The organism is Nonomuraea deserti (genome assembly GCF_004348685.1).
GTDB classification, from domain to species: domain Bacteria; phylum Actinomycetota; class Actinomycetes; order Streptosporangiales; family Streptosporangiaceae; genus Nonomuraea; species Nonomuraea deserti.
Window position 1 is genome coordinate 1 of record NZ_SMKO01000006.1, and the last position, 25,772, is coordinate 25,772.

At 66.9% G+C, this 25,772-nt stretch carries 24 protein-coding genes and 1 pseudogene; 18 read left to right on the top strand and 7 right to left on the bottom strand.

The window, feature by feature from the left end:
* Positions 1 to 180: hypothetical protein (locus E1292_RS52520; RefSeq protein WP_220446657.1), on the top strand; the 180-nt coding region annotated here is incomplete at its 5' end.
* A gap of 165 nt (positions 181 to 345) precedes the next feature.
* Here E1292_RS52520 and E1292_RS03895 read toward each other — a convergent pair.
* Positions 346 to 1,032, bottom strand: coding sequence for an alpha/beta fold hydrolase (locus tag E1292_RS03895; RefSeq protein ID WP_165974363.1), 687 nt, complete (start codon positions 1,030 to 1,032; stop codon positions 346 to 348).
* Between the two features lie 140 nt (positions 1,033 to 1,172).
* Between E1292_RS03895 and E1292_RS53440 the strand changes: the two are divergent.
* Together E1292_RS53440 and E1292_RS50865 are read left to right on the top strand one after the other, a co-directional pair.
* Positions 1,173 to 1,289 (top strand): annotated as a pseudogene (locus tag E1292_RS53440) (transposase); the annotation flags it as partial.
* 24 nt (positions 1,290 to 1,313) lie between these two features.
* Positions 1,314 to 1,658, top strand: a complete 345-nt coding sequence (locus E1292_RS50865) for a TetR family transcriptional regulator C-terminal domain-containing protein (RefSeq protein ID WP_246089920.1) — start codon at positions 1,314 to 1,316, stop codon at positions 1,656 to 1,658.
* A gap of 200 nt (positions 1,659 to 1,858) precedes the next feature.
* Here the strand turns inward: E1292_RS50865 and E1292_RS03905 are convergent, their stop codons facing one another.
* A complete protein-coding gene (locus E1292_RS03905) occupies positions 1,859 to 2,905 on the bottom strand; it encodes a LacI family DNA-binding transcriptional regulator (RefSeq protein WP_132592053.1) in 1,047 nt (348 codons plus the stop codon).
* 229 nt (positions 2,906 to 3,134) lie between these two features.
* On the opposite strand from E1292_RS03905, the gene E1292_RS03910 reads away from it, so the two are divergent.
* From E1292_RS03910 to E1292_RS03970, 13 genes are all read left to right on the top strand, one after another.
* Positions 3,135 to 4,295: an ABC transporter substrate-binding protein gene (locus tag E1292_RS03910; RefSeq protein WP_132592055.1), complete on the top strand. Its 1,161-nt coding sequence runs from the start codon at positions 3,135 to 3,137 to the stop codon at positions 4,293 to 4,295.
* Between the two features lie 36 nt (positions 4,296 to 4,331).
* On the top strand, positions 4,332 to 5,207 hold the full coding sequence (locus tag E1292_RS03915) for a branched-chain amino acid ABC transporter permease (protein ID WP_132592057.1): 876 nt from the start codon (positions 4,332 to 4,334) through the stop codon (positions 5,205 to 5,207).
* Positions 5,204 to 6,262 carry a branched-chain amino acid ABC transporter permease gene (locus E1292_RS03920; RefSeq protein WP_132592059.1) on the top strand — a complete coding sequence of 353 codons (1,059 nt, stop codon included), beginning with the start codon at positions 5,204 to 5,206 and terminating at the stop codon, positions 6,260 to 6,262. Before E1292_RS03915 ends, E1292_RS03920 begins: the two co-directional genes overlap by 4 nt.
* Positions 6,259 to 7,041, top strand: coding sequence for an ABC transporter ATP-binding protein (locus E1292_RS03925; protein WP_220446658.1), 783 nt, complete (start codon positions 6,259 to 6,261; stop codon positions 7,039 to 7,041). Before E1292_RS03920 ends, E1292_RS03925 begins: the two co-directional genes overlap by 4 nt.
* The gene (locus tag E1292_RS03930; protein WP_132592061.1) at positions 7,031 to 7,813 is read left to right on the top strand and encodes a branched-chain amino acid ABC transporter ATP-binding protein; all 783 of its coding nucleotides are present in this window, start codon (positions 7,031 to 7,033) and stop codon (positions 7,811 to 7,813) included. Before E1292_RS03925 ends, E1292_RS03930 begins: the two co-directional genes overlap by 11 nt.
* Positions 7,794 to 8,828: a M14 family metallopeptidase gene (locus E1292_RS03935; RefSeq protein WP_132592063.1), complete on the top strand. Its 1,035-nt coding sequence runs from the start codon at positions 7,794 to 7,796 to the stop codon at positions 8,826 to 8,828. The genes E1292_RS03930 and E1292_RS03935 overlap by 20 nt, the downstream gene beginning before the upstream one ends.
* Positions 8,825 to 9,427, top strand: a complete 603-nt coding sequence (locus tag E1292_RS03940; protein ID WP_165974365.1) for a DUF1989 domain-containing protein — start codon at positions 8,825 to 8,827, stop codon at positions 9,425 to 9,427. Before E1292_RS03935 ends, E1292_RS03940 begins: the two co-directional genes overlap by 4 nt.
* Before the next feature lie 78 nt (positions 9,428 to 9,505).
* Entirely contained in the window at positions 9,506 to 10,804 is a 1,299-nt protein-coding gene (locus tag E1292_RS03945) for an amidase (RefSeq protein ID WP_165974366.1), read from the top strand.
* On the top strand, positions 10,801 to 13,125 hold the full coding sequence (locus tag E1292_RS03950; protein WP_132592069.1) for a molybdopterin-dependent oxidoreductase: 2,325 nt from the start codon (positions 10,801 to 10,803) through the stop codon (positions 13,123 to 13,125). Before E1292_RS03945 ends, E1292_RS03950 begins: the two co-directional genes overlap by 4 nt.
* A gap of 14 nt (positions 13,126 to 13,139) precedes the next feature.
* Positions 13,140 to 14,792: a rhodanese-like domain-containing protein gene (locus tag E1292_RS03955; protein ID WP_132592071.1), complete on the top strand. Its 1,653-nt coding sequence runs from the start codon at positions 13,140 to 13,142 to the stop codon at positions 14,790 to 14,792.
* A 35-nt stretch (positions 14,793 to 14,827) separates the two neighbouring features.
* Positions 14,828 to 16,063 (top strand): MalY/PatB family protein, encoded by a 1,236-nt coding sequence (locus tag E1292_RS03960; protein ID WP_132592073.1) that lies wholly within the window; start codon positions 14,828 to 14,830, stop codon positions 16,061 to 16,063.
* Between the two features lie 56 nt (positions 16,064 to 16,119).
* Positions 16,120 to 16,608, top strand: coding sequence for a cysteine dioxygenase family protein (locus tag E1292_RS03965; RefSeq protein ID WP_132592075.1), 489 nt, complete (start codon positions 16,120 to 16,122; stop codon positions 16,606 to 16,608).
* A 485-nt stretch (positions 16,609 to 17,093) separates the two neighbouring features.
* Positions 17,094 to 19,385, top strand: coding sequence for an ATP-binding protein (locus E1292_RS03970; RefSeq protein ID WP_246089912.1), 2,292 nt, complete (start codon positions 17,094 to 17,096; stop codon positions 19,383 to 19,385).
* A 164-nt stretch (positions 19,386 to 19,549) separates the two neighbouring features.
* Here the strand turns inward: E1292_RS03970 and E1292_RS03975 are convergent, their stop codons facing one another.
* The 4 genes from E1292_RS03975 to E1292_RS03990 all read right to left on the bottom strand — a co-directional run bounded on the left by E1292_RS03975 (position 19,550) and on the right by E1292_RS03990 (position 22,457).
* On the bottom strand, positions 19,550 to 19,981 hold the full coding sequence (locus tag E1292_RS03975) for a peptidase inhibitor family I36 protein (protein ID WP_132592079.1): 432 nt from the start codon (positions 19,979 to 19,981) through the stop codon (positions 19,550 to 19,552).
* Positions 19,982 to 20,070: 89 nt separating this feature from the next.
* A complete protein-coding gene (locus tag E1292_RS03980) occupies positions 20,071 to 21,024 on the bottom strand; it encodes an endonuclease/exonuclease/phosphatase family protein (RefSeq protein ID WP_132592081.1) in 954 nt (317 codons plus the stop codon).
* Between the two features lie 266 nt (positions 21,025 to 21,290).
* The gene (locus E1292_RS03985) at positions 21,291 to 21,755 is read right to left on the bottom strand and encodes a GNAT family N-acetyltransferase (RefSeq protein ID WP_132592083.1); all 465 of its coding nucleotides are present in this window, start codon (positions 21,753 to 21,755) and stop codon (positions 21,291 to 21,293) included.
* Between the two features lie 90 nt (positions 21,756 to 21,845).
* On the bottom strand, positions 21,846 to 22,457 hold the full coding sequence (locus E1292_RS03990) for a TetR/AcrR family transcriptional regulator (RefSeq protein WP_132592085.1): 612 nt from the start codon (positions 22,455 to 22,457) through the stop codon (positions 21,846 to 21,848).
* A 96-nt stretch (positions 22,458 to 22,553) separates the two neighbouring features.
* On the opposite strand from E1292_RS03990, the gene E1292_RS03995 reads away from it, so the two are divergent.
* A complete protein-coding gene (locus E1292_RS03995) occupies positions 22,554 to 24,059 on the top strand; it encodes a carboxylesterase/lipase family protein (protein WP_220446659.1) in 1,506 nt (501 codons plus the stop codon).
* Positions 24,060 to 24,110: 51 nt separating this feature from the next.
* On the opposite strand, the gene E1292_RS04000 is transcribed toward E1292_RS03995, so the two are convergent.
* The gene (locus tag E1292_RS04000; protein ID WP_132592087.1) at positions 24,111 to 24,818 is read right to left on the bottom strand and encodes a hypothetical protein; all 708 of its coding nucleotides are present in this window, start codon (positions 24,816 to 24,818) and stop codon (positions 24,111 to 24,113) included.
* A gap of 302 nt (positions 24,819 to 25,120) precedes the next feature.
* Here E1292_RS04000 and E1292_RS04005 point away from each other — a divergent pair, with 302 nt between their 5' ends.
* A complete protein-coding gene (locus E1292_RS04005; RefSeq protein WP_132592089.1) occupies positions 25,121 to 25,771 on the top strand; it encodes a hypothetical protein in 651 nt (216 codons plus the stop codon).
* Position 25,772 lies beyond the last annotated feature (1 nt).

Below are 25,772 nucleotides of genomic sequence, written 5' to 3' on the forward strand. Positions count from 1 at the left end.
ACCCTCCCCCTGCAGCAGGGGCACAATCGCCCGCACCTGGAACTCATCGACATCAACCGCCCGCTCGGGGCCACTCCAACGGACGTCACCTTCCGTTTCACGACCGGCACCACCACCTTGCGCATTCCGGTGCTGCCGCTGTCGCGGGGAGCCGAACCGCCCACGCCTGGCCACAGCTGACCCCTACGACACAGCGCCGCCTGGTACGGGCGCCGTCGTAGCTCACCGCCCACCAAGGTGGCGGCCAGCAACCCGAACGCCGGGCCGCGCAGGCGGGCAGGGGCCAGGGCGGCGACGGCGGAGTGCTCGGCGGTCTCGTCCGCGCCGATCCTCGCGTCGCCGGTGTCAGAAGCGTGCGGCGTGTTCCAGGATCCGTGCGTTCACCAGGTCGGGCAGGTCGAGGGCGAGGGAGTGGCCGGTGCCGGGGAGCAGTTCGACCTCGGCCGCGGGCAGCAGGCGGGCGAGCCGTCGGGCCACGGCGGCCGAGTCGTGCATGGTGCTGTGCGCGCCGAAGAGCATGAGTGTCGGGGCCTTCACCTCGGCCAGTTCCTCGTCGGTCAGGGGCACCATCGGTGGCAGCGCCTGCCGGTAGAGGTACGTGCCGGCGACTGCGGCCAGGATGCGTTCAGGCCTGTTGATCGAGTCGGTGTGCAACCATCGCGCCAGGACCCGGCGCACCGGGGGCGGGCAGTGGAGCCCCATGCCGCACGCGATGGCCCAGGCCAGATGGCGTGCCGTGGCGGTGCGGAAGGCCGCGGGATCGAGCAACGTCATTCCCGCCACCCGCGCGGGGGTCCGGATGGCCGACAGCAGTGCCTGCCAACCGCCGTAGGAGTAGCCCACCACGTACGCGGCGGCGACGGCGATCCCGTCGAGCACCTCGGCGAACCAGCCGACCAGGTCGTCCGGTCCGCCCAGGGGCCGGGTCTGCACGCTGCGGCCCGCCGCGCCCACGGGATCGACGAGGTAGACCGGATGCGCCCTGCCCACCGGTCCACTGCTGTAGGGCCAGCCCAGGGAGTTGCCGCCCATCCCGGCAGGAACACCACCGGCAACCCCTCGGCCGCGCCGCCGCGACAGAGGCGGGTCGTGCCGTAGGAGGTGGGCCCTCCCCCCGAAGTGTGGACACCTTGAGTGCCGGATGATGGACATCCGGAGGCAAGGAGTTCCACGTGGCGATGAAGTCGTATCCGCCGGAGTTCAAGGCGGACGCCGTCGCGTTGTACCTGTCTGACCCGAGCCGGACGTACGCGTCGGTCGGCCGGGACCTGGGCGTGCACCCCGAGACATCCCCGGTCACCCCCCGGGCGTTCGTGTACGGCGTCCTGACCGCCCTCATCCCATCCGACGAGGAGAGCCGCCGCATCATCCTGGCCTATACGGCCCACTACACGCTCACTCTCACCGAGCCGCACCTGGCTCCCGAGGGACTGAAGTACGCGAACGCCCTGCGCGACCTGCTCGCCTCACACCTTCGCCAGGCACAGGAGGCCGGCCAGATCCCCGGGCGCGAAGACCCCGAGAGCGCCGCATCCATCGCCCTGGCGCTTGTCACCGGCCTGCAGTCCAGCGTCCTGGCGGGCCAGTACGACTCCCCCGCCGCCCTGGCCCTGCTTACCGCACACCTCGACCGGCTCTTCACCGGGCCAGGCACATAAGCGGATACCACGCCCCTCAACGACAACAACAGGCCGAATCTGGCGAGGCTGTCGGTCTCCTCCCTTTCGGTGAGCACGTGGAACATGGCTTCGTGTCGACCCGGTCGCTGGTGGGCAGCGCCTCGTCGACAACGAGAACGAGCGCGGCCGACATGCGTGCCTTCGCACTCGTGCCGGCCGAGGCTCTGGTTCCGGAAGGCTCACGTCGACGTCGGGACGGATTCGGCCGAGAAGCTCGAGTCACGGACCACCAGCCGGGGCTGAAGCGCGACCGATTCACTGGTGCGCCCCTCGAGCATGTCGATCAGCGATCGTGCCGCGGTCTCCCCCATCTCCCGCAGGGGCGTGTGCACGCTCGACAACGGGATCGGAAGATCTTGTGCGATCGCGATGTCGTTATATCCGACCAGTGCCATGTCGCGTCCCACAACCAGCCCGTGATCCCTCAACGCCCCCATCGCCCCTATGGCCGCGGAGTCGTTGACCGCGAAAATCGCCGTTGGGCGCCGCGGCAACGTGAGCAGTTCTTGAGCGGCTTTCCGCCCTCCCTGGGGGTCGAAATCCGTGTGTACGATCTGCGCTTCGCCGACGGCGATGCCGGCTCGCTCGTACACCTCCACACAGCCTCGGACTCGATCGAGAGCGGTGGGGTAACGCGGCCCGGCGATGATGCCGATCTCGCGGTGACCTGCTTCCAGGAGATGCTCGCCCACCAACCTTCCTCCTAGAGCATCGTTACCGGTCACCGACACGTGCCCTTCAGCGCGGTGGTTGACCAGGACATGCAGAGTCCGGGAGCGGGACAATTCTTCGTAAATCCTTTCGTCGAGGGTGGCGTCCCCGATCACCAGCCCGTCGACCTTGCGGCTGAGCAGCATCTCGACCCGTTCCCAGCGCCTTTCGGGTGCGCCCAGGGTGTTGGTGACGATGGTCTGGTAGCCGAGGCTGAAGGCCTCGGTGTCGATACCGCTGAGGATCGTGGCGAGTACGACGTCGTGAAGCTTCGGCAGCAGGACCCCCAGAACCATGCTGCGTTTGGTGCGAAGGCTGGCCGCCGTGAGGTCGGGGCGATAGCCGAGACTTTTCGCGATCTCCCGCACCCGCTCTTCGGTCTCGGCGAAATCGGACCTGCGGGGTCCGGGGGCACGCCGGAGGATCCTCGACACCGTCGAAGGATGCACTCCGGCCTTCTCCGCGATCAACTTGTGCGTCGGTGGCTTCGATCCACGGCCTGACGGCTCGTTCATCAACTGTTGCCTCCCCATGTGGCGGTGCGGGGTCGCAGGAACTCAACCAGATGAGGCACTTGACAGGCAGCGTACATGCAGTCGATTGTAGCTACATGCAGTCGACTGTAGGTAGCTGTTGGAGCATGAACCTCGGGCCGACTGCCACCAGCAAGACCGGGCATCACCAAGCCAGGTCATGAAACGGACGCGTCGCGCACGGCGTCCGATCAGCTAAGAGGTACAGAAGATGCGTACCAGAACACTCGCAGCAGCCGCCGCCCTAGCACTCACGGTCGTAGGTTGTGCAAGCTCGACCGACAGTCCGGATACGAACTCCGGCCCCATCACGATCGGCCTCTCCGCCCCTCTGTCGGGACCGGCCGCTGCACTCGGCGAAAACGAACGCAACGGCGTACAGCTGGCCATCGATCAGATCAACCAGGACGGCGGCCTCCTGGGGAGCCGGAAACTCACCCTCGCCGCCCAGGACAACGCCTGCAACCCCACCGATGGCGTCGGATCCGTCACCAAGCTCATCACCCAGCAACAGGTCTCCGCAGTCATCGGGGCTCTCTGCAGTGGGGTCACCCTTGCCGCGATGCCGTTGGCCAAGCGCTATCAGGTGCCCCTGGTGGTGGCGACGTCCACATCACCTGACATCACCACGGCAGCAGGCAAGGGAGGCAACGACTTCACCTTCCGCATCAATCCCTCTGACGCGACCCTCGCCGTCGCCTTGTCCTCTTACCTGCACAAGGCAGGCGACGTTCGCAAGGTGGCCATCCTGGCTGAAGACAGTACGTACGGCCGTACAGGTGCCGCGGCTCTCCAGAAGGCGCTCAACGACAAGGGCATCACGGTGACGGGCGTCGACTTCGTGGCCCAGGGAACCTCCGACTTCTCGACGCAGATCAGCAAGTACCGCAACAACGGCACCCAGTCGGTTGCCCTCTACATCTCAGGTGCCGATCACCTGTCGTTCCTGCGTCAAGCGGCCAGCGCCCGCCTGCAACTCCCCGTGACGGGCCGCGTCGAACTCGAGGGCCAGAACCTCGAAATTCTGAAGGACGAACAGTTCGCCGGATCGTCCAGCGTCTATCCCTACAGCTCCCTGATCAAGACGCCGGCGAATGCGAAGTTCGCCAAGGCTTACGAAAGTGCACACAAGACCCCGCCGACTTACGAGTCATTCGAGGGTTACAGCGCTGTCATGGTGCTTGCGGATGCCATCAGCCGGGCGAAGAGCTCCGACCCGAAGGCCATTCAGAAAGCACTGGTGAAGACCGACTTCACCTCGCTCACCGGTGGCACGGTGAAGTTCGACGCCTACCACCAGGCCCATGACAAGGCATTCATCCTGCAGATCAAGAACGGCAAGACCGTCATCGTGTCGGATGTCGTCACCTGATCCGTCTGGTCGACAGCCTGACGACTGGAGGTCATCATGGATGCAACGTACACCTGGGAATTGCTCGCCAACGGCGTGGTGCTGGGGTCCAGCTATGCGCTGCTCGCCGCCGGCCTGGCCGTCATCTTCGGCGTTCTCAATGTCGTGAACTTCGCCCATGGGGCGTTGTACATGCTGGGGGCGTTCGCCGCCTATTTCTTCATCCCGCTCACCGGTTACTGGATAGGCATCCTGCTCACCGCGGCGACCATGGCGATCTTGGGCATCGTCCTGCAGGAAGGTCTGCTTCGTCGCCTTCCTCCAGACGGAGCGTTCTCCAGGAGCATGCTGCTGACTCTCGGCCTGGCCATGATCATCCAGAACGGAGCGATCGTGCTCTGGGGCGCCGGGCCACGGCAGTTGCCCGAGGACAGCAGGCCGCAGGGGCACCTCCTGCTGGGGGACGTGATCATCCCGACCGGACGCGCGTTCATCGTCGTTGTGGCGGTCGCCACGCTCGGGGCGCTCTATCTGCTGCTCAACCGCACGCAGGTGGGTCGGGCCATGCGCGGTGTCTCGCAGAATCCCACCGCGGCGCTGGTCGTGGGAATCTCCCCGGAGCGGATCGGCAGACTTGCGATGGCTCTCGGTGTCGGCCTGGCCGGCATCGCGGGCGCGACGTTGACGCCGGTCTTCACGGTCAGCCCGCAGATGGGCATCACGATCGTGTTCAAGGTGTTCGCCATCGTCGTCATCGGCGGCCTGGGCAGCGTGCCCGGTGCGGTGATCGTTGCCTATCTCGTCGGCATGCTCGAAAGCTTCGCCGGAGGTTACGGGTCAGCCATGACTCAAAGTATCAGTGTCTTCTTGTTCATGATCGCAATCATGTTGGTGAGGCCGCAGGGCCTCTTCTCGACAGAGGTACGAGTATGACGGCGGCCCTGCACGTGCATGAACCGGAAGAAACCAATGACGTGATGTCGCGCAAAAGCTCGTCTCCCCTGCACAAGTGGCTGGGAGGCCGCCACCTCGGTCCGTTGCTTCCCACAGCCGCCGCCATCGCGCTCGTCCCCGCCGTGGTGACCAACGACTACTTCATCGACGTCGCCAACCTGGCGCTGACCTTCATGGTGCTGGGAACGGCCTTCAACCTCCTGTACGGCTACGTCGGAATGCTTTCCTTCGCGCAGGTCGCCTTTGTCGGCATCGGCGGATACGCCAGCAGCTGGCTGGTGACCCACACCGACTTGTGGCAACCCGTGGCCTTCCTTGCCGGAGGAGGAGTAGCCGCCCTGGTCGCCGCGGTGGTCGGAGCCGTGACGGTGCGCTTGTCGGAGGGCGCCTTCGCGATCATCACGCTCAGCTTCACCTTGCTCTGCGCCGTCGTCGCCGCGGAATGGACCGGCGTCACCGGCGGCAGGCAGGGCATCTTCGGGCTACCGGCCCCGTCACTGTCGCTGGGCCCCGTCGACTTGGTGGCGGATACGCCGAGGAGCTACTACTACCTGCTGGCCGGTTTCACTGTGCTCGCGTTGTGGGCCATGCAGCGCTTGGTCAGATCGTCCGCAGGCACCGTGATGATCGCCATCCGCGACAACGAGCCGTTGGCCAAGGCACAAGGCTATGCCACGAACAACTACAAGCTCGCCGTCTTCTCCTTCTGCGCGTTCGTCACCGGGCTGACAGGGGCGCTCCACGTTTTCCGGCTGACCACCATCGATCCGTCGATCTTCGACTTCTACCTCATGCAGGTCATGCTCATCATCGTGATCCTTGGCGGCGCCGGAACCTTCTGGCCTGTCGCTTACAGTGCCGTGCTCTTCGCCGTTCTGCCCGAGATGCTGCGCATGGCCGACGAGGCTCGCCTGATCGTTTATGGCGCACTGCTGGTTCTCGGGCTGCTCTTCCTCCCGCAAGGTGTCGGGGGGTTCCTCCGAGCACGAGCGATGAACAGACAACTACGTGACATGAGAGGAGGTCGATCGTGACGGCCACCCTCGGAGCGGCAGCCCCGCCGGCCCTGCAGGTCACCGGTCTGGGCAAGTCATTCATGGGCGTCGCGGCACTGTCAGACGTCGAATTCACCCTCAGCACGGGCACCGTGCTCGGCCTCATCGGCCCGAACGGATCGGGTAAGTCGACGGCTCTCGACTGCGTGACCGGCTTCGTGCGGCCGGACTCCGGCCAGATCCTGCTGGACGGTGAGTCCATCTTCGGCAAGGCGCCACACCTCATCGCCCGGGCCGGCTTGGTGCGAACGTTCCAGACCGTGAAACTGTATGACCAGCTCACCCTGGACGAGCACATGAGTCTTTCGCTCCGCGGACTGTACAAGGCAGGACGGTCGGGAGCTTCTCGCCGGCGCTCGGCGGAGAGGAAGCGGGCAACGTCCTGGTTGGTCGAGTTCGGACTCGAGCAGCTTCGTTCAGCACCTGCCGGCATCCTGTCCTACGGCCAGAAGAAGTTGCTCGCCCTGGCCGCGGTGCTGGTGACCCAGCCACGGATCGCCCTGCTCGACGAACCGTTGGCGGGGGTGAATCCGCGGATCATCGACTTGATCCGTGATGCCATTCTGCAGGCCAACACCGAGGGCCAGACGTTTCTCATCATCGAGCACAACGTCGAGTTCATCACCTCCTGCTGCTCCGAAGTCGTCGTGCTGGACGCAGGTAAGAAGCTCGCCGCGGGACCGCCCTCAGTCATCTGGGACGACCCGGCCGTGTACGAAGCCTTCCTCGGAAGAAAGGGGGACGGTCATGCCGGCTGATCGGCATCTGAGCGTCTCGGCGTTTTCCGCCGGATATCTGTCGGGTGTGCCCATCGTGAACGATCTGACCTACGGATTCGCCAGCGGAAGCCTCACCACCATCGTGGGCCCCAACGGAGCAGGAAAGTCTTCCCTGCTCAAAGGCATCTACGGGTTGACCCGGTGGTGCAAGGGCTCCATCCGTATCGGCGATCGTGACATCACCGCATTGCCCGCCTGGGGCCGCTTGCAGGCCGGCATCAGCCTGGTGCCTCAGGGACGCTGCAACTTTCCGCACATGACAGTGCAGGAGAACCTGCAGCTAGGGGTGTACACGCTGCCGCGCAGCAACCGTGCGGTCGCGGTCGCCGAAGCGTTGGACCAGTTTCCTGCCCTTGCCGCCCAGCGAACGCGCGCGGCCGGAAATCTCAGTGGAGGGCAGCAGCAACTCCTGGAGATCGCCATGGCGATGATGGTGCATCCGAGGGTGCTGCTCATCGATGAACCATCGCTCGGGCTCTCCCCCAAGGCGCGGTGCCAGATCTTCGACAAGCTGAAGGAGATCACTGATCACGGCGTGTCCGTCGTCATGGTGGAGCAGAACGTGATCGAAGGTCTGGCCGCCTCGGACATCGCCGTCGTCATGGTCGACGGCCGTATCCATCGACATGGTCCGGCCGAGGAGGTCCTCAACGATCCGGAGATGAAGAACGTCTTTCTCGGAGGCAGGCCTGATACCGCCGCTCCCGGACGCGAACCCGACAGGAGACGTCATGACGACGACGGTATCTGACCACCTGAGCCGTACGATCGTCGGCGAGACCGGCCGGGGCTTGGTCGAGGCCGGGCGCTTGGCCAGCGGCAACATGATCGGCATTCCCTACATGGTCGCCCGCGGCAAAGGCAGCGGCCCTTGCCTGTGGATCAATGCGGCGGTCCATGGTGACGAGTCGCAATCGGCGATCGTGGCGACGGAGTTCTTCCGTGCCGTCTCGTCACTTCCCCTGTACGGCAACGTCGTGGTGACGCCCGTCGCCAACCCCCTGGCCTTCGACTACCGGCGCAAGCATTCTCCCTTCGACGGAGTAGATCTCGATCAGAGCTTCCCCGGAAGGGCCGACTTCCTCGGCACGCAGCGGCTCGCCCATCGCCTCTTCGAGGAGCTCGCACCACTGGCCGACGTCGTGGTCAACGTCCATACGATGGGCTCCTTCCTCGACGCCTGCAACTACGCCGTCTACAAGTTGCACCCGCGAGGAGCCCAGGAGCACGATCTCCTGTCCATGATCTCCCTGCTCGATCCACGGGTGGCCTGCCGTATGGACGTCTCGGGTCCAGGCGAACTGCCTGGTCATATAGCCGGTGCGTTGGACTACCAGATGTTGGAGCTGGGCAAGCGCGCCTTCATGCTGGAGGTGGGCGCAGGAGGCCGACTCGACCGTGGGGCTGTGAACAGGGCCGTTGCGGGTCTCGTTCGACTCGCCACGGCCATCGGCACGACGAAGGGCACCCCGTTCGAATGGCCCACCTCCATATGCCGAGCCACTCGGCGGACACACGTCACCACCCCTGACGGGGGTTTCTTCCATCCACTCGTCAGTCCCGGCGAGGTGGCCGCCGCGGGACAACCTCTCGGCGAGGTCCGGAACGTCTTCGGCGACGTCGTGGCCGCGATCAGTATGCCTTCGCCGGCACTGTTGATCGGCATCCGGCGTGACCCCATCGTGCACTCCGGCGATCGCGTGGCATTCGTCGCCACCGAATGGAGCGATGTCGATCTGGCCTCAGCCTCTCGGAGGGCGCCATGAGCAGGCAGATCAAGGTCGAAGCAGCCGAGATCGCGACCCTTCGCGTCGCTGCGGGAGAAACTCTGCGTGTGGTCAACTCGCTCGGCGGGCAGGTCGTCGACGCATGGTTCTTCGCCGCGGACGACTGGACCGAGCACGTTTGCATGAGCCACTCCCGTGCGGCTCTGCGAACCATCCGTCCGGTGGTGGGCAGTGCCTTCGTCACCTGCCGGCGGGTTCCGCTGATCACGATGGCCGCCGATACGTCGCCCGGTGTCCATGACATGACCATGCCCCCATGCGACCGATGGCGTTATCAGCAGCTCGATGCTCCGGGCCATCGCAACTGCGCTGACAATCTGAGGTCGGCTCTGCACGCGGCAGGACATGCAGCTGGCGTCATGCTGCCCGACCCTCTGAATCTGTTCCAGAACTCTCCCGTCGCCCCCGATGGAACCATAACCTTCCGGGAATCGTCCGCGCCGGCCGGCTCCTATGTCGATCTGCGGGCGGACAGAGATCTCATCGCATTCCTGTCCGTGTGTCCGATGGACATCATGCCGATCAATGGCGGGAGTCCTCGGGAGATCGCGGCCGTCGTCCTCGACGGGGTGACATGAATGTCAACGTCACTGCCTGATCTGACTCTGGAAGAGACCAGAGCCGCTCTCCGCCGGGGAGAGGTTTCTCCTCGAGAGGTGGCCGCCGGCTACTTGGAGGCGATCAACCGCTGGGAACCGGCGCTGAGCTCCTTCCGGTCCGTCAGCGAGGACCTGGTTCACCAGGTCTCTCGACTGGTGGAGGACGAGATCCAGAAAGGCGTTCCCAGGCCATTGGCAGGAATCGGGGTGAGCGTCAAGGACAATATCGACGTCGCCGGACTGCACACCACGGCCGGATCATCGTGGCTGAACGAGCAGGCCGCCGACAACGCCGAATGCTGGCGTCGCGTGGAGCTGTCGGGAGCGGTGCATATCGGGAAGACCAACCTGCACGAATTCGCCTACGGCGCCACCAACGTCAATCACAAGGCCCAGACCACGCGCAATCCCTGGGATCGTCGCCACATCTGTGGCGGATCCAGCGGCGGAAGCGCTGTGTCAGTGGCCACCGGTTCCTGCAGCGCGTCACTCGGAACCGACACCGGAGGATCCGTACGCATACCCGCGGCCCTCACCGGCGTCACAGGCTTCAAGCCGACCTTGGGCCGTATACCCACCTCACAGGTTTTTCCGCTCAGTCCCTCCTGCGACACCATCGGCGTACTCAGCCGCACGGCCACCGGCTGCGCTCACATCTTCCGGAGTCTGGTCCTGGACGACCCGATCGAACCGGACAGCCCTTTGCGGCCGTCATTGCGCGGGGCTCGTCTGGGCGTGGTGATGTCACATGTCTCCCGGTCATCCCCGGCTGTCGGCGATGTCTTCCGCCGCGCGCTCGACGTTGTCGAAGGGCTGGGCGCGACGGTGGAGCCCTTCGAGCTTCTCCACGAAGAGGAGTCTTGTCTCACCACCCGCACGATCGTCGCGTTCGAAGCAGCTCAGGTGCATCGCCGCTGGCTGCGGGACCGTCGTGAAGACTATGGAGACGATGTAAGGGCACGTCTGGAGGCCGGGCTCGCGGTCTCCAGCCGGCGGTACCGCGTGGCCAGGGAGGAGCGCAGAGAGCTCGCGGCGAAGATGCTGGAGAGCCAGCGCCGGTTCGATGCCGTCATCGGTCCGACGGTCCCCATCACCGCTCCCAGGGTTGAGGACTGCACCCCTGCGCGAGCGGCCGACATGCAGGCCGCATTGCTGGCGAACACCTACTGCTTCAACGTCACCGGCCAGCCGGCGATCTCGGTTCCCTGCGGAATGGCGAACGATGGTCTGCCGGTAGGGCTCCAGATGGCAGCCGCCCCGGGCCGGGATGGCGAGGTCCTCAGCATCGCCAGGGCGCTGCAGGAGGCAACCGAATGGCACCGTCGTCGCCCGTCATTGGAAGGGCTGAGGCAATGAACGCCAACGCAGGCCGACCGAGCAGCTCGCACTGGGGCGCCTTCCGGGCACAGCTGGACGACGACGCCCTCACCGTCACCCCGCATGAGCTGGATGCGCACCCGTCCCCTCTTCTGGGCAACATGAGTGAGGCGCATGACCATCCGGCGAGGGTCCTGCACCCCATGGTGCGACGGGGGTGGCTGGAGGGCGGACCAGGAGCCGGCAGCGCACGGGGAAACGACGAGTTCGTTCGCGTGGACTGGCCCGACCTCACCGCGATTCTGGCGACCGAACTGGAACGCGTCATCACCACGTACGGCAACGCCGCCATCTTCGGCGGTTCCTACGGGTGGGGAAGCGCGGGGCGATTCCACCATCCGCAGAGCCAGGTGCATCGTTTCCTCAACACCATCGGTGGTTACACCGGTTCGGTCAACACCTACAGCACCGGCGCATCGAGCGTGATCCTGCCCCATGTTCTCGGTCCGGACGTCGACGCCGTCCATGGCCTGACCAGCTGGTCAGTCCTAGCCGAGCACACCACAATGATCTTGGCCTTCGGCGGGTTGCCGGCCAAGAACATGCAGGTCGCCCCTGGTGGAATCACCAGGCATCGCAGCGAGGCCTCCCTCCGGCGGATCGTCGACAACGGCACCACGATCGTCGTGGTGAGTCCGATGAGGACGGACTGCCCGGACGGGCCTGACGTCCGCTGGTGTCCGATCAATCCCGGCACGGATGTGGCGATGATGCTCGCGCTCGCCTGGGTGCTGATCACGGGTCAGCTGCACGACGCCGAGTTCCTCAACACGCGTTGCACCGGATACGAGCAGCTTGAGGCCTACATCCTCGGACACACGGACGGTGTGCCCAAGAATCCCCATTGGGCCGAGGAGATCACCGGGGTCGCATCCAGCGACATCTACGCTCTGGCCACGCAGATGGCGGCGAACCGTACCTTCGTCTCCGTCACCTGGTCACTCCAACGTGCCGAACATGGGGAACAACCGCCTTGGGCGGCCATCGCGTTGGCGGCCGTCCTCGGTCAGATCGGCACCCCAGGAGGCGGCTTCGGGCACGGTTACGGATCCATGGGGGACGTGGGTGTTCCCAGACTGCCAGGCCCGCTGCCAACGCTTCCGCAGGGAGACAACCCCGTCGACGCCTTCATCCCCGTGGCGCGCATCTCCGACATGCTTCTCCACCCGGGTGCGCCCTTCGAGTACAACGGCGGCACCTACCACTACCCGCATGCACGACTCGTGTACTGGTGCGGAGGTAACCCGTTCCACCATCACCAGCACATCAGCCGGCTGCGCCGAGCAATGGCGACACCGGACACGGTGGTGGTGCACGAGCCGTACTGGACTGCGACTGCGAAACACGCCGACATCGTCGTTCCTTCGGCCACGTTCCTGGAGCGCTCCGACATCGGCGCCTCACGCAGCGACCCCTGTCTCATCGCCATGCATCAGGTATGTGACCCTCCCGGCGACGTGAGAACCGACTACGAGACGTTCGCTGAGCTGGCGGATGCGCTGGGAGCCGGCTGCTTCTTCACCGAGGGCAACTCCGAACGCAAGTGGCTGCACCAGATGTACGAGGTCTGGCGGAGCCAGTCCTCGATCCACGGCGCCGATCTCCCGTCGTTCGAAGACTTCTGGTCCGCCGGGCACGTGGAACTGCCGGGCGGCCCGGACGATCACATCATGCTGTACGACTTCGTACGGGATCCGGAGAACGCGCCGCTCAGGACGCCCAGCGGGCGCATCGAGCTCACCTCGGCGACCATCGCCTCGTTCTCTTATGACGACTGTCCGGGTCATCCCAGCTGGCTGCCGCCGACCTCCGGCACCACCGCCGCGTATCCGCTCGTCCTGGTGACATCGCAACCGGCGCACCGACTCCACAGCCAGCTGGACATGGGCATCACGAGCCGGCGAAGCAAGATCGATGGACGAGAACCGCTGCTGATGCATCCGAACGACGCGACCGCACGCGGGATCACGCCCGGCTGCGTCGTGCTCATCACCAGCGAGCAGGGAAGTTGCCTTGCCGGAGCCGTCCTCACCACCGACATCAAACCGGGCTGTGTGCGGCTGTCCACGGGCGCGTGGTACGACCCGCTGAACCCTCAAGATGTCGATTCCCCATGCAGCCACGGGAACGTGAACACCCTGACCAGGGATCGCGGCACGTCCCGACTCGCACAGGGCTGCACCGGGCAGCTGGTGGGTGTCGAAGTGCGCCTTCACCAGGGACGAGTCCCAGCCATGCGCGCACATCGTCCTCCCTCCGGGGCACGCGGCCACGCCCACCTCGAAACTCCTCCCCTGTGAAAGGCAGGTGCCTCATGACGTCCGAGAATCACGCATCCTTCATCGAGTTCGGCGAGATCGAGCGGTGGCGCGACGCAGGAACCGCTCATGCGCTCCTGGACGTACGCGAACGAGGCGAATACGCGCTCGGCCAGATACCGGGCAGCTGTCCCCTCCCCCGCGGTCTCATCGAGATCTGCCTGGAACAGCTGGTGCCCTGGAAGAACATTCCCCTGGTCCTCTACTCGAACACAGGTCATCGAAGCGGCCTGGCGGCACAGACCTGCCGGGAGCTGGGATATCAGGACGTCAGGGTTCTTGCCGGCGGGATGAATCGCTGGGCCGAGGAGGGCCGTGCGCCGGTCTACGGCGTCAACGTCATCGGCAAGACGTTCGGGGAGAGGCTCTCGGTCACCGACCAGGTGCAGCAGCTCGACCCCGACGAGATCGCCGACCTCGCCGCCGGCTCGCAAGCGTTCATCTTCGACGCCCGTACGGCGAGCGAGTACGCCAAGGGACACATTCCAGGGGCGTTTCACGTCCCAGGCGGCGAGCTGGTCCCCACCCTGTACAACTCCGGCATCGACGGGCTGGGCAGTGACCACCCCATCGTCGTTCACTGCGCTGGACGCACCCGGAGCATCGTCGGCGCCTACCTTCTGAAGCGGGCCGGATTCAGCAAGGTTTTCGCGCTTCGCAACGGGACGATGGCGTGGGTGATGTCAGGTCGCGAGCTCTCGGTTGAGGCGAGCCCCTGGAACTCACCGATGATCACCGAGGACGGGCCGGCACGAGCAGCAGCGTTCGCGGCAGATTTCGTCCACGACACGCAGGCCTTCCCCATACAGGCCGCTGAGGTCAGGACGAGCGTAGAGCGTGGTGAGGCCTGCTACATCATCGATGTACGCCTGGCGGAGGAGTACGTCGCCGGGCATGTCCCGGGCGCGGTTTCCTGTCCGGCCGGCCAGCTCGCCAACGCGGTCGACGAACACATCGGTGTCCGTGACGCCCTCCTCGTGTGCTACTCGAATGACGAAACACGGGCCAGGATCGGGGCAGGACTGCTGTCGCGTATCGGATACCGCCGAGTCGCGTGGCTCGCCGGCGGTCTCGAGGAGTGGTCCCGTGACGGTGGCGCGGTCGTCGCCGGCCATCCGCAGGCCTACCTCGATGACCTCAGCTTCTCCCGACCGGACATACGCACGATCGATGCCGATCGGCTGCAGGCCCAGCTGCTGCGATGCAGCAGAGTGCTGGTCGATGTAAGGCGAAGCAGCGAATACGCGCTGAGTCACGTCCCCGGCTCCGTGTGGGTTCCCCGAGGCGATCTGGAACGCCGCATCGGAGCCTACGCGGCTCCCGGCACTCCCCTGGCGGTCGCCTCCGACCGGGAGCTCCGCTCCACGCTTGCGGCCAGAACGCTGCTGGGCATGGGTTACCAGGACGTCGTGGTCCTCGAAGGGGGCGTCAACCGGTGGGCCGCGGCCGGCAACCCGGTCGAAGAAGGGCTCGACGGCGCCGACGTGTCGCTGGCCGAGGCCAAGGAAGACGCGGAACTCGTCGCCCGGCGACCCAAGCTGCTCGAGCGCAGCCGCGAGGACATGGTGCGTTACCTCGATTGGGAGGAACGCCTCGGTGCGGAGCTCATGTCCACCACCGAGTCCTCGACCGGAAAGGACTCACCGTGAACGCACCAGCGAGATTTCGCGGAATCGGGGAGATCATGGCTGAGGCGTTGCCCCTCACGGAGATGCAACTCCGCGCCCAGATAAGCAAGAAGTGGCACACCTATCCCCCGGACGTGCTTCCGATGTGGCTGGCTGACATGGATTTCCAGCCCGCGGCGGCCATCAGGTCCGTCGTGCTGGAGGCCGCCGAATCCGCGCAGTTCACCTATCCCCTTGATGCCGAGCACCGCGGTGTCGCGCAGACGTTCGCGGCTCGTATGCGCGCCCGCTTCGGCTGGGAGGCCGGCGCCGACCAGGTGGCGGTGATCGCGGACCTGGTGCAGGGCCTGACGACTTCGGTGCTGGCCTTCAGTGAACCAGAGGATGGCGTTATCGTCTTCAGCCCCATCTATCCCCCCTTCATGCGAAGCATCAGGGTGAGCGGCCGGAAAGTCGTCGATGTGCCGCTGCTGGAGGAGACCGACGGCTTCGTCATCGATTTCGATCTGCTCGAACAGCAAGCCGCCCGCCCCGACGTCACCCTCATGCTGCTCTGCAATCCTCATAATCCGACGGGCCGGGTGTTCACCGACATCGAGCTTCGCCGGGTGTCCGACATCGCAGCCGAACACGGGATCGTGGTGGTGTCCGATGAAGTGCACGCCGACCTGGTGTACGCTCCGCATCGCCATACGGTGTTCGCAACGGTTTCCGCGGCTCCCACCGTAACCCTGCAATCGGCCACGAAATCGTTCAACATCGCCGGTTTGCGATGCGGCGTCATGCACTTCGGTTCCGAACCTCTGCATCGTCGATTCCTCGACGTGTTTCCCGACCGGGCTCTGGGCCGGGTGTCAGGGCTCGCCGCGGCCGCGACGGTGGCCGCCTGGAGCGGAGGGGACGAGTGGCTGGGCGACGCGCTGGAAACGCTCGAGGCAAACCGCCGGCAGGTCTTCCAATGGGTCTCGGACCAACATCCGAATGTTCGCGCACACGTCCCTGAAGGCACCTACTTCGCCTGGCTGCACTTCACCCGGATCCCGGCAGGCGTGAGTACGGCCCACGATTTCCTGCTGCAGTCCGCCCGCGTCGCTCTCCAGGCAGGACAGGACTTCGGTGTTCCCTACACGTCGTGGGCACGGCTGAACTTCGCCACCTCACCTCGCATCTTGCGCAAGGCGCTCAATCGTATGACAGCAGCACTGCCGAATCCTCTCACCGGGCATGCGCGAAGTTCGCAGCCAGGCCCGCCCGACAACGGAACACCACAACGCGAAGCGAGGACATCATGAAGCCCCTGCAACAGTTCATCCATGATCTGCGAGACCTCACCACGGCGGAGCAGCGGTTGCCTGACGACGCCCTGGCCACCACGGTGGGCGCTCTGCTGGAGGAACTCGTCGCACGACCGGATCCCATCCCCGCGGAGTTCACCGTGAGGTCGGCGCTGCACGGGGGACGCGGTCGTTACATCCTGCATCGTTCACCCACCTTCACGATCAGTTCGATCGTGTGGGCCCCGGGAGAGGTCGCACCTCCTCATACGCACGAAACGTGGGGAGCCATCGGGGTGATCTCCAACCGGATCGAGGAACGGCGCTACGAGCTGCATGACGACGACACCGTGCGTCCCGTCGAAAACTACCGGCACGACCACGGAGCCGTCTCCCTCCTGATCCCCGATGACGACATTCATTCGATGCACAACCTGACCGACACCGACACCGTCGAGATCCATGTGTACGGCAAGGATCTGACCGGCTTGGTCCGCAGGCGCTGGACTGTGGAAGGGCGGGATATGCGGGAATTCTCGAGCGGGAAATACATGAACTGCTGAGAGACCGCACCCACTCCCTCGTCCGAAGCCGGCATCGCCGGCCCGGTCGTCCGCGGGGTCCGGCACAGCGCCGTCGAACGCGCTGACGTCCCTCCGGACGTCAGCGGTCACGGACATGACCACCTCTTTACCAGTATGGGAGATCAAATGTCCGACTTATCAACCGATCAATAGATTTGACCCTATAGCTTCCTGTCAATGGGGGGTGCGACACGGTGCCGGGCGGTCGACGGCGGGCAAGGCCATGACCGTGGCCGCACGGCGAGAACCGCATGCCGCGAGCCAGGTGTTTAGCATCCGTGCAGCGGTGTACTTACCCGATGTGACACCAGGTCGGACGGTCTCATAGCTTGCGTGTTGCGGGCGGTCCCACCGTGGTGACCGCTGGGGATCGAGGCCAGCGCGAGGCGCTCATGAACACAGGCACAACCGAAAGTGTCAGGAGGCGGAGGCCAGGCCGGCTGCCGGCTCAGGTGACCAGTTTCGTGGGGCGACGGCTGGAGGTGACCGAAGCCAAACGGCTGTTCGGCACGGCACCCGTGGTGACCCTCACCGGCGTCGGCGGCGTCGGCAAGACCCGGCTGGCGATCCACGTGGCCGCCGAGGTCCAGCGGGCCTTTCGTGACGGTGTGTGGGTGGTCGAGCTCGCGACGCTGGAGGATTCGAAGCTGCTGGCCCAGACCGTGCTCAGCGCTCTGCACGTGCAGAACCGCTCCTCCCGGCCGCCCGTGGAGGTGCTCGTCGAACATGTGCGGGACATGCAGATGCTGGTGGTCCTGGACAACTGCGAGCACCTGCTGGAGGAGTGCGCCGTGCTGGCCGCGACGCTGGTGCGCTCCGCGCCCGAGGTGCGGATCCTGGCCACCAGCAGGGAGGCACTGGGCATCGCCGGCGAACGCGTGCTGGCCGTACCGACGCTGTCCTTGCCGCTCTTCAATGATCCGCAGCCGCCGGCCCGGACTCAGGGGGAGGCGGTGCAGCTGTTCGCCGAGCGGGCCGCGGCTGCGCTGCCCGGCTTCGAGGTCACCGAGAACAACAGGGAGACGGTGGAGCGGATCTGCCGCCAGCTGGACGGCCTGCCCCTCGCCATCGAGCTGGCGGCCGTGCGGCTGAGGATGTTGTCGCCGGAACAGCTGCTGGCCCGGCTGGAGAACCGCTTCCAGTTGCTCACCACCGGGCCGCGGGCGACGCTGCCCCGGCAGAGGACGTTGCGCGCGCTGGTCGACTGGAGCTACGGCCTGTGCACGGAGCCGGAGCGGCTGCTCTGGGCCCGCGCGTCGGTATTCGCCGGTGGACTGGACCTGGAAGCAGCCGAGGCGGTGTGCTCCGGCGACGGCATCGCCCGCGAACAGGTCCTCGACCTGGTGGCCGGGCTGGTGGACAAGTCGGTGCTGGTCCGGGAGGAGAGCCCGGCGGGGATGCGCTACCGGATGCTGGAGACCATCCGGCAGTACGGCCGCGAGCAACTGCTCGCCTCAGGCCAGGAGGCGAAGCTGCGGCGCAGGCACCGCGACCACTACCGCGACCTGGCGGCACGGGCGCGCGCCGAATCGTTCGGCCCGTACCAGGTGGAATGGTTCGCCAGGCTGCGGATCGAGCACGCCAATCTACGTCAGGCCCTGGAATTCTGTTTCGCCGCGCCGGAGGAGGCCGAAACCGGTCTGGGCATGGCCACGGACCTCGTCCAGCATTGGAAGACCGGCGACTACCTGAGTGAAGGACGCGACCGCCTGGACCAGGGGCTGTCCGCGGTCACCGAGCCGAGCGAGCTTCGAGGCCGAGCCATGGTGGTCAACGCCTGGCTGGCCAACACTCAGGCCGACCTCGTCACCGCCGAGTCGATGGTCCGGCAGGCCCGGGCGATCGGCGAGCAGCTCGGGCTGGAGGCGGTGCTGGCCAACGCCGCGCTCTACGCCGGAACCATCACCATGTACCGCGGGGACGGCGGGTCGGCGGTCGCCCAATACGAGGAGGCGGTCGCCCGTCACCGCACCACCGGCGACCCGATGGGCCTGACCCGCGCACTGGTCCGGCTGTGCCTGGCCCGCGCCCTGCTGGGCGACACCTCCCGCGCCGTGGACGCCGGCGAGGAGTGCCTGGCCATATGCGAGGCGCACGGTGACAGGTGGGTCAGGGCATACGCGATGACGGTGCTCGGCGTTCCGCTCTGGTTGCGGGGCGACGCTCAGCGCGCGACCGCGCTGGAGCGGGAGAGCCTGCGGTTCCAGCACTCGATCGACGACGTGCTCGGCAGCAGGTTCAACATCGAGGTGCTGGCCTGGATCGCCGCCGGTCAGGGGCAACACCGGCGAGCGGCCACGCTGCTGGGAATCGTGCGGAGCCTCGAGCGGACGGTGCACATAGTTCCGTTCAGGTACAGGCAGTTCCTTCGCCTACACGACGAATGCGAGTCGTGTGCCCGCGAGGCGCTCGGCAAGCAGGCATTCGAAGCCGCCGTCAGTCGAGGTGCCGGGCTGTCGTACGACGAGAAGATCTCTTTCGCCCTGGGTGAGACCGACCTGGCGAACGAGCCGCCCGGCGAGAAGACCTCATGGTCGCCGCTGACGCGCAGGGAGACCGAGATAGCGCGCCTCGTCGCGCAGGGGATGAGCAACAAGGAGATCGCAGCCGCCCTGGTGATAGGACAGCGCACCGCCGAGGGACATGTCGAGCACATACTGAGCAAGCTCGGCTTCAACTCCCGCACCCAGATCGCCGTCTGGGCCAGGGAACGAGATACGCCCGCGCGTAACGAAAGACCCACGGGCCAGCACTAGCAACCATCCGTGCCGCCGGCCTCAGGTCCTGCCACCAGGAGAAGCCAACGCGCCGGATCCCGCCCTACCGCGACCTGCGGCGGGGCTCGCGGGCCGCCTCCCGGCCGTACGCCGCCGCCCGGCCCGGACCGCGGGTGAGCGGCCCAGGCCGGGCAACTCGCTGGTCAGGCCGGGTGGAACCGGATGGAGGAGAACCTGTTGTCCCAGTCGGCGAGGTCCGGCGCCGCGCTCATCGGGGGAACGTACACGCAGGGCGTTCCGAAGTTGATCACGTTGCAGAACTCGACGACATAGTCGGTCCGGTTGACGAACGAACTCACGGTGTCGTTAACCGACGCGGTGCCGATGTGGTAGCGGTTGTTGCGCAGATCGCCGTCGCCGGTGCTGAGGCAGTACCGTCCCGACAGGTAATCCCGGGCCTGATAGACGCAGAGGCTGCCGGCCGCCGCAGTGGCCACCGGCGCGTCGCCGGCCTCTATCGAGACGACACCCGGGAGTTCGGCGCGCTCGGGCGTGGCGGAGGCGGCGCCGGACGTTCCGGCGACACAGGCTCCGGCGATCAGCACGGCGATGGCGGCCTTCTTCGTGAGACTCATTGCTTGCCTTCCTGTTATCAGCGGTGCCCGACGGATTTCGGGCACGACGAACCAAGGCGACGTGCCTGGGGTCGCTCAGTGAGGTCGCCTCACTCCCCGGTCGTGACCGAGGCGGTGGCGTCGACGATGCGGTGGTCGGAGCAGGGCTTGTCGCGGTTGCCGCCGCAGACGTGCCCGATCGGATGGGCGTCGGCGCTGTAGCGGGTCAGCCGCTCGGCGGGGACGAAGATCAGGTCGACCTTCCCCGACTGGCCGCAGGCCCCGAGCTTGTTGCTCTCGGTGGTCTGCTCGCCCCAGCCGGGGCACAGGGCCTCGCGGTCGTCGAGCTCGTGGTAACGGCCGAGGTTGCCGTGGTTGGCGTCGGTGTTGACCGAGGCGTCGTACCAGGTGTTCAGCAGCGGTGAGTCCGGCTGCACGTTGAAGTCGCCCGCGATGATCGGGACGTCACCCCTGGAGCGGAAGGACTCCAGGACGCCGTGCACCTGGCCCACCTGAGCGGCCTTGTAGGCGGCGACGGTCGTCAGGTGGGTGGTGCAGAATCTGGTCCCGGGTCGCGCGGCGACGTGCGCGCAGAGGAGTTTGCGCTGCTTGCCCGACCCGTCGTAGGGCAACGTCTGCCGTAGTGTGTCGCCCAGCGCGAAACGGCTGAAGATCGCGATGCCGATGCCGTGCCCGGCGCAGTAGCCGGGGTCCCCCGTCGCCGTCATCGGCTCGTAGCGGGCGAAGTTCGTGGGTTTCTCCGGCCAGCCCATGTCCTGCAGGGCATCGATCACGGCGCCGTACTGGTTGCGGCAGATCTCGTTGATCGACACGAAGTCCGGCTTGCGATAGCCGATCGATCCGGCGATCGCCTGGATGATGCCGTTCGTGGTCGAGCCCAGGTGCGAATGATGCCCGGCCATGTTCCAGTGCCAGATCTTGTACGTCGCGGTCGCGGACGCGGCCGCCGACGCGGGAGCCGTCGGCAGGGCAGCGGTGGTGACGAGGAGCGCTATCACCGTCCACAACCAGCGCCCGAAGCCCGGCACACTGGAGATACGCATGAGGGCCGTCCCTTTCTTCGTGATCAGCTCTCAGCGATCCTGCCTAAGGGGATTCTGTGGCACCAGGCAGATAGGGGACAGAGACCCCTCCTGATAGGACGGCGGGCGGCGGCCTCGCGGCGATCCTGGCCCAGGCCGACCATGCGGACCAGGTGGCGGACGGGGTGCGGGTGACCTCGACCGATCACGCTCACCCACGCCCCGCTCCCTCGGGGTCGGCCCGGGTGTCCCGGTTGGACGTCACCGGTCGCCCTGTCTGTTCGGACTCACCCCGCGGTTTCGGCGCTCTGGGAAGCGCAGAGATAGAAGACTTCAGGATCACCGTCATCGAGGCCGTGCACCATCCCCACCGGCCGCCAACCGATCCGTTGCAGCAGTCGCTGCATGGGATGGTTGGACAGGTTCGTCGATGTGAACAGTTTCCCGGTCCTGCATGAGGCTGCTGCGGCACGGAGCAGCCTCTCGCCAACGCCGTGACCACGGGCGGGCTCGGCGACCATGAGCATCGTCACGAAGCCCTGCTCGAAGAAGGTGTACTCCACGACGACGTAGCCGACCAGCCCGGTCGGCGTGCCGGCCACGAGGACGGCGCCGTCGCGACACCAACGTCGGATGTTGCCGCGCCGCTCGCCACCGTCGGATCCCGCGACCGGGTCGAGGATCGCGAGATGCTCCACGTCAGCCGCTCTCCCGGCTCGGACGGACAGCGTGCGGAAGCCGTCGGCGGTCATGAGTGTGATCTTCCTCTGCTGTCGTCCTCACCGTGCCTGTGATCAGGCTAGCCAGTCTCGCCTCGGCCCTGTCCCTGCGCGCGGCCCGGGTCACGTGCTCCGACCGTGCCCGTTGAAGAGCCTGTCGAGATGCAGATCGATCGCGGCGAGCGCGTCCCCGGGCTCGATCACGTGCAGTTCGATCAGGGGGGTGAAGCCGGTGAGGGCGAGGAGCAGGTTGGTCTCGGTCGCCGGGTCGCGGTCGGGGTCGATGTGCCCGTCGGCGATGGCCTGGCGGATCAACTGCTCGGTGAGGGCCCGTCCTTGGACCAGGCCGCGGTGCGCCTGCTCGTGGACGGCCTCGTCGTGCAGCGCCTCCAGGACGTAGGCGGCGCTCATCCGGCTGGTCGCGCGGGCGTCGGCATGCAGGGGAAGCATTTCCGCGAGCGTCAGCCGCAGCACGTCACGGGGGTGCGGGCGGTCGCCGAGCCTCTCGAGCCCTCGGTCGACGCGTAGCGAGGTCTGCTCGGACGCGAAGTCCATGGCGAAGGAGAGCATGGCCGCCCGGGAGGCGAAATAGTGCTGCAGTTGCCCGAGGGAGATGCCCGCCTCCTGCGCCACCACGCGCATCGTCAGATGCGCGACGCCGCGCTGCTCCACCACCCGCCACAGCGCGCGGGCGATCGTTTCGCGGCGTCCGCGGTGATCCACCTGTTTCGGCATCGCCGGCCTCTCCCTCGTTGCCCGGAGCCTTTCCCATACAGTTGACATAATACAGGTGACTTATAACCTTGGGGTCCACTCGAGGAAGGAAGCGTCATGCCCGAACGACTGCCCGAACAGCCAAGGGTGCGGACGACGGAAGGTGTGGTGCAGGGGCGCCGGCGGCAGGGGCACGCGGTGTTCCGCGGCATCCCCTACGCCCGGCCCCCGGTCGGAGCGCTCCGCTTCGCCGCGCCCGCCCCGCCGGACCGCTGGGAGGGGACGAGGCAGGCGGCGGAGTTCGGCCCCTTGGTGCCGCTGTCCCTGCCGATCGACGTGGGTCCGCCGCAGGGCACCGACTGGCTGACGCTCAACGTCGGCACCCCGGATCCGGGCGCGGCAGGACTGCCGGTGCTGGTGTGGATCCCCGTGGGCGGTTACCTCTCGGCGGCGTCGAGCGACCCGATGTTCGACCCGGCGGCGCTGGCCGAGGCGGGACTCGTCGTGGTGAGCATCAACTGCCGCGTGGGCGCGGAGGGTTTCGCGTACCTCGACGACGTGCCACCCAACCGCGGATTCCTCGACCAGATCGCGGCGCTGGAGTGGGTGCAGCGCAACATCGCCGCCTTCGGAGGCGACCCCGGCCGGGTCACCGTGGCCGGGGTGTCCGCCGGGGCGGGGTCGGTCGCCGCCCTGCTGACGATGAAGCCGGCGCGCGGCCTGTTCCGGCGGGCCATGGCCCACTCGGTGCCGGGTCTGCACAGCACCCCCGCGCTGGCACGGCAGGTCACCTCCGCGTTCGCGCACCGGCTCGGCGCGGCGGCCCCCACCGCTGCGGCCCTGCGCGACATCGACCCCTGGCATCTGGCCGCGGAGCTCACCTCCTTCAACGCCGGCCTCCACGCACACCGGGAGAGCTGGGGACGGCTCACGGAGACCGGCACCGCCCTGTGCCCCGTCGTCGACGGCGACGTCCTCCCCGAAACGCCCTGGCCCGCGCTGACCGGCGGGCGCGCGAGCGGGACCGAGCTGCTCGTCGGCCACACCCGGGACGAGTTCCGCTTCTTCAGCGTCATGAGCGGACGCCAGGGCACCTACACCGAGCAGGATGCCCAGGCCGCCCTGGAGCTGCTCGCCCCGCAGCCGCACGGCGCCGGGGCGTACCGCGCCGCGTTCCCGCAGGCCGGCCCGGAGGAGCTGGTGGAGACGGTGTACTCCGACGCCCTCTTCCGCATGCCGTCACAGCAGCTGGCCGAGGCCAACGCCGCAGCCGGCGGCACCTCGTACCTGTTCGAACTGCGCTGGACCGCCCCGGCCCTCGGCGGCGCCCTGGGCGCCTGCCACAGCCTCGACATCCCCCTGGCGTTCGGCACCCTGGACAGCCCTGTCGGCGCACAGCTCATCGGCGACGAGCCCACCCCCGAGGCCGTCGCGCTCTCCCACGAACTCAGGGAGGCATGGATCCGCTTCGTCACCACCGGCGACGCGGGATGGGCCGCCTACCGCCCCGGCCGGCGGCTCACCCGCGTCCTGGACGCCGGGTCGGAGACTCTGCCCTACCCCGAACAGGCCTCCCGCCGGATCTGGGAAGGCCACCCCCCCGCACCCTTCGATCTCTCGTAGGGGTGAAGATGCCGGGGGCGTACGACTCGGCCGGGACGCGGGCGCAACGCCTTACCAGGTGAGGGCTTTGTCCGCAGGATCCGGCACCTGTTGAGCTGCTACGTAGGCGGCGTCGCGTACTTCGTTCAGCCATCCCGCCGGACTTAGACCCGGGATGGGGTGGCGGAGGGGGTTGAACCGCATCGGCATGTCCGCGTCCCCGATCGCCGGGCCGGACAGTTCGACCTGGCCGAACAGATGCCACGGTCCCCACGGATCGGCGGCGAGCAGCTCCGCGCGGAGCGGGCCGGATTCGACTGCTCGGGCGAGAGTATCGAGCGTGGCCGGCAGCGGGGCGGGTGTGTGCAACAGCGCGCCGAGCAGGACTGTCCGTTCACCCGCTTGGTACGGGGAAAGGGACGTGTACATGCCCGTCCAGCGGGTCGCGGGCCGCAGCAGGCGACGGCCGAGCGTGGTGTGGCCGGTGGTGGCCAGCAGCAGGTCGGCGGTGGTGTCGTGCTGCTGCCAGCGGAAGGCGAGCCCGAGAATGTCGGGGAGTGGCGGCGGTAGGCCGGTGGAGCGGGAAAGGCGGGCGACCCCTCGCAGGTCCAGCGGCCGGTCGAGGAACCGGGCGCCCCACGGTTGTGGGGTCCCGTGCAGGCGTAGGCGCGCCTCGAGGACCAGCCCGGCCGGGTGGAGCGGGCGCCCACGTCGCAGCCGTGCGGCGGTGCCGAACGTGGCAGCCAGCCCGGACCGCACAAGGGAGGTGCACCACTCCATGGCCTGCTCCTTGGGGCGGAGACTGCATCTTCGGGACGGCTGCTACCCGGGACTCCGACGTGGAATCCCCCTCCGCGGCACTGCTCAAGCGGGGTAGCTCACCTCCACGCCTGCCGGCGCTGGCTCCTGCTCGTCAAACAGCGCTCCTGCCAGGGCATGTGCTCGTCTCGGTGCGCGCTCGCGGAGTGGGCGAGGGCCAGCGGGTCTCGTGCGGGTCGAGAAGACCGTGCCTCTATGGTCGCTCGCAGCCCTTATCTGTGCGATATTCAATATAGCTTACGTCAAATCAATGGGAGGTGGCGATGGCCATCACTACCTTGGCGGCCATGAGCGGCGTCGGGTTCGTGCTGATGCTGATCATCCTTAACTGCGCCTACATCCGTGTCGGCCTCCCGGCCCCGACGTCGGGCCAGTCCATGGAGACGATCGCCGGCTCCCTCGCCGCGATCGGCGGCCGCCTGCAGAGGCTCTCCGTGGTCGTGCCCTTCGCCTGGGTGTTCACCACGGTCTTCGCCACCGGGCTGCTGTCGACGTTGTGGCGCGGCAACATGGAGACGGATGCATGGGCCTTGGTCGGCTTCGCGGGCGTCCTGATGCAGAACGTCGTCTTCACCGCGGCGGAGGCGCTCAGGTTCGGGATGACCTCGGCCGCCGCCCATGACCGTGGCTCGGTGGTGGGCCTGTGGAGGCTGACCGATGTGCTGATCTGCTTCAACCAGGTCTTCCTGGCCATGGCGATACTGGGCTTCACCGTCGCCGGCACGAGCCTCGGGTTCATCCCCGCCTGGCACACCTGGCTGGGATATCTGACCGCCGGGCTGATGATCGTCTTCTCCTCGTTGACTCCGTACACCGTCGGCGGCGCCAGCCGCTTCGCGCTGGCCGGCTTGATCGCCGCCTTCGGGTGGGGGGCCTGGATCGTCTCCTGCAGCATCGCCCTGCTGGGCGTCTGAT

What these genes read in the sequence shown, in the direction of transcription:
- E1292_RS03990 (WP_132592085.1), bottom strand. Translation starts at nt 22,457, where the DNA reads ATGCCGAAACAGGTGGATCACCGCGGACGCCGCGAAACGATCGCCCGC.
- E1292_RS03985 (WP_132592083.1), bottom strand. Translation starts at nt 21,755, where the DNA reads ATGACCGCCGACGGCTTCCGCACGCTGTCCGTCCGAGCCGGGAGAGCG.
- E1292_RS03895 (WP_165974363.1), bottom strand. Translation starts at nt 1,032, where the DNA reads ATGGGCGGCAACTCCCTGGGCTGGCCCTACAGCAGTGGACCGGTGGGC.
- E1292_RS04000 (WP_132592087.1), bottom strand. Translation starts at nt 24,818, where the DNA reads ATGGAGTGGTGCACCTCCCTTGTGCGGTCCGGGCTGGCTGCCACGTTC.
- E1292_RS03975 (WP_132592079.1), bottom strand. Translation starts at nt 19,981, where the DNA reads ATGAGTCTCACGAAGAAGGCCGCCATCGCCGTGCTGATCGCCGGAGCC.
- E1292_RS03910 (WP_132592055.1), top strand. Translation starts at nt 3,135, where the DNA reads ATGCGTACCAGAACACTCGCAGCAGCCGCCGCCCTAGCACTCACGGTC.
- E1292_RS03995 (WP_220446659.1), top strand. Translation starts at nt 22,554, where the DNA reads ATGCCCGAACGACTGCCCGAACAGCCAAGGGTGCGGACGACGGAAGGT.
- E1292_RS03930 (WP_132592061.1), top strand. Translation starts at nt 7,031, where the DNA reads ATGCCGGCTGATCGGCATCTGAGCGTCTCGGCGTTTTCCGCCGGATAT.
- E1292_RS03940 (WP_165974365.1), top strand. Translation starts at nt 8,825, where the DNA reads ATGAGCAGGCAGATCAAGGTCGAAGCAGCCGAGATCGCGACCCTTCGC.
- E1292_RS04005 (WP_132592089.1), top strand. Translation starts at nt 25,121, where the DNA reads ATGGCCATCACTACCTTGGCGGCCATGAGCGGCGTCGGGTTCGTGCTG.
- E1292_RS03920 (WP_132592059.1), top strand. Translation starts at nt 5,204, where the DNA reads ATGACGGCGGCCCTGCACGTGCATGAACCGGAAGAAACCAATGACGTG.
- E1292_RS03915 (WP_132592057.1), top strand. Translation starts at nt 4,332, where the DNA reads ATGGATGCAACGTACACCTGGGAATTGCTCGCCAACGGCGTGGTGCTG.
- E1292_RS03980 (WP_132592081.1), bottom strand. Translation starts at nt 21,024, where the DNA reads ATGCGTATCTCCAGTGTGCCGGGCTTCGGGCGCTGGTTGTGGACGGTG.
- E1292_RS03950 (WP_132592069.1), top strand. Translation starts at nt 10,801, where the DNA reads ATGAACGCCAACGCAGGCCGACCGAGCAGCTCGCACTGGGGCGCCTTC.
- E1292_RS03935 (WP_132592063.1), top strand. Translation starts at nt 7,794, where the DNA reads ATGACGACGACGGTATCTGACCACCTGAGCCGTACGATCGTCGGCGAG.
- E1292_RS03960 (WP_132592073.1), top strand. Translation starts at nt 14,828, where the DNA reads ATGGCTGAGGCGTTGCCCCTCACGGAGATGCAACTCCGCGCCCAGATA.
- E1292_RS03905 (WP_132592053.1), bottom strand. Translation starts at nt 2,905, where the DNA reads ATGAACGAGCCGTCAGGCCGTGGATCGAAGCCACCGACGCACAAGTTG.
- E1292_RS03955 (WP_132592071.1), top strand. Translation starts at nt 13,140, where the DNA reads ATGACGTCCGAGAATCACGCATCCTTCATCGAGTTCGGCGAGATCGAG.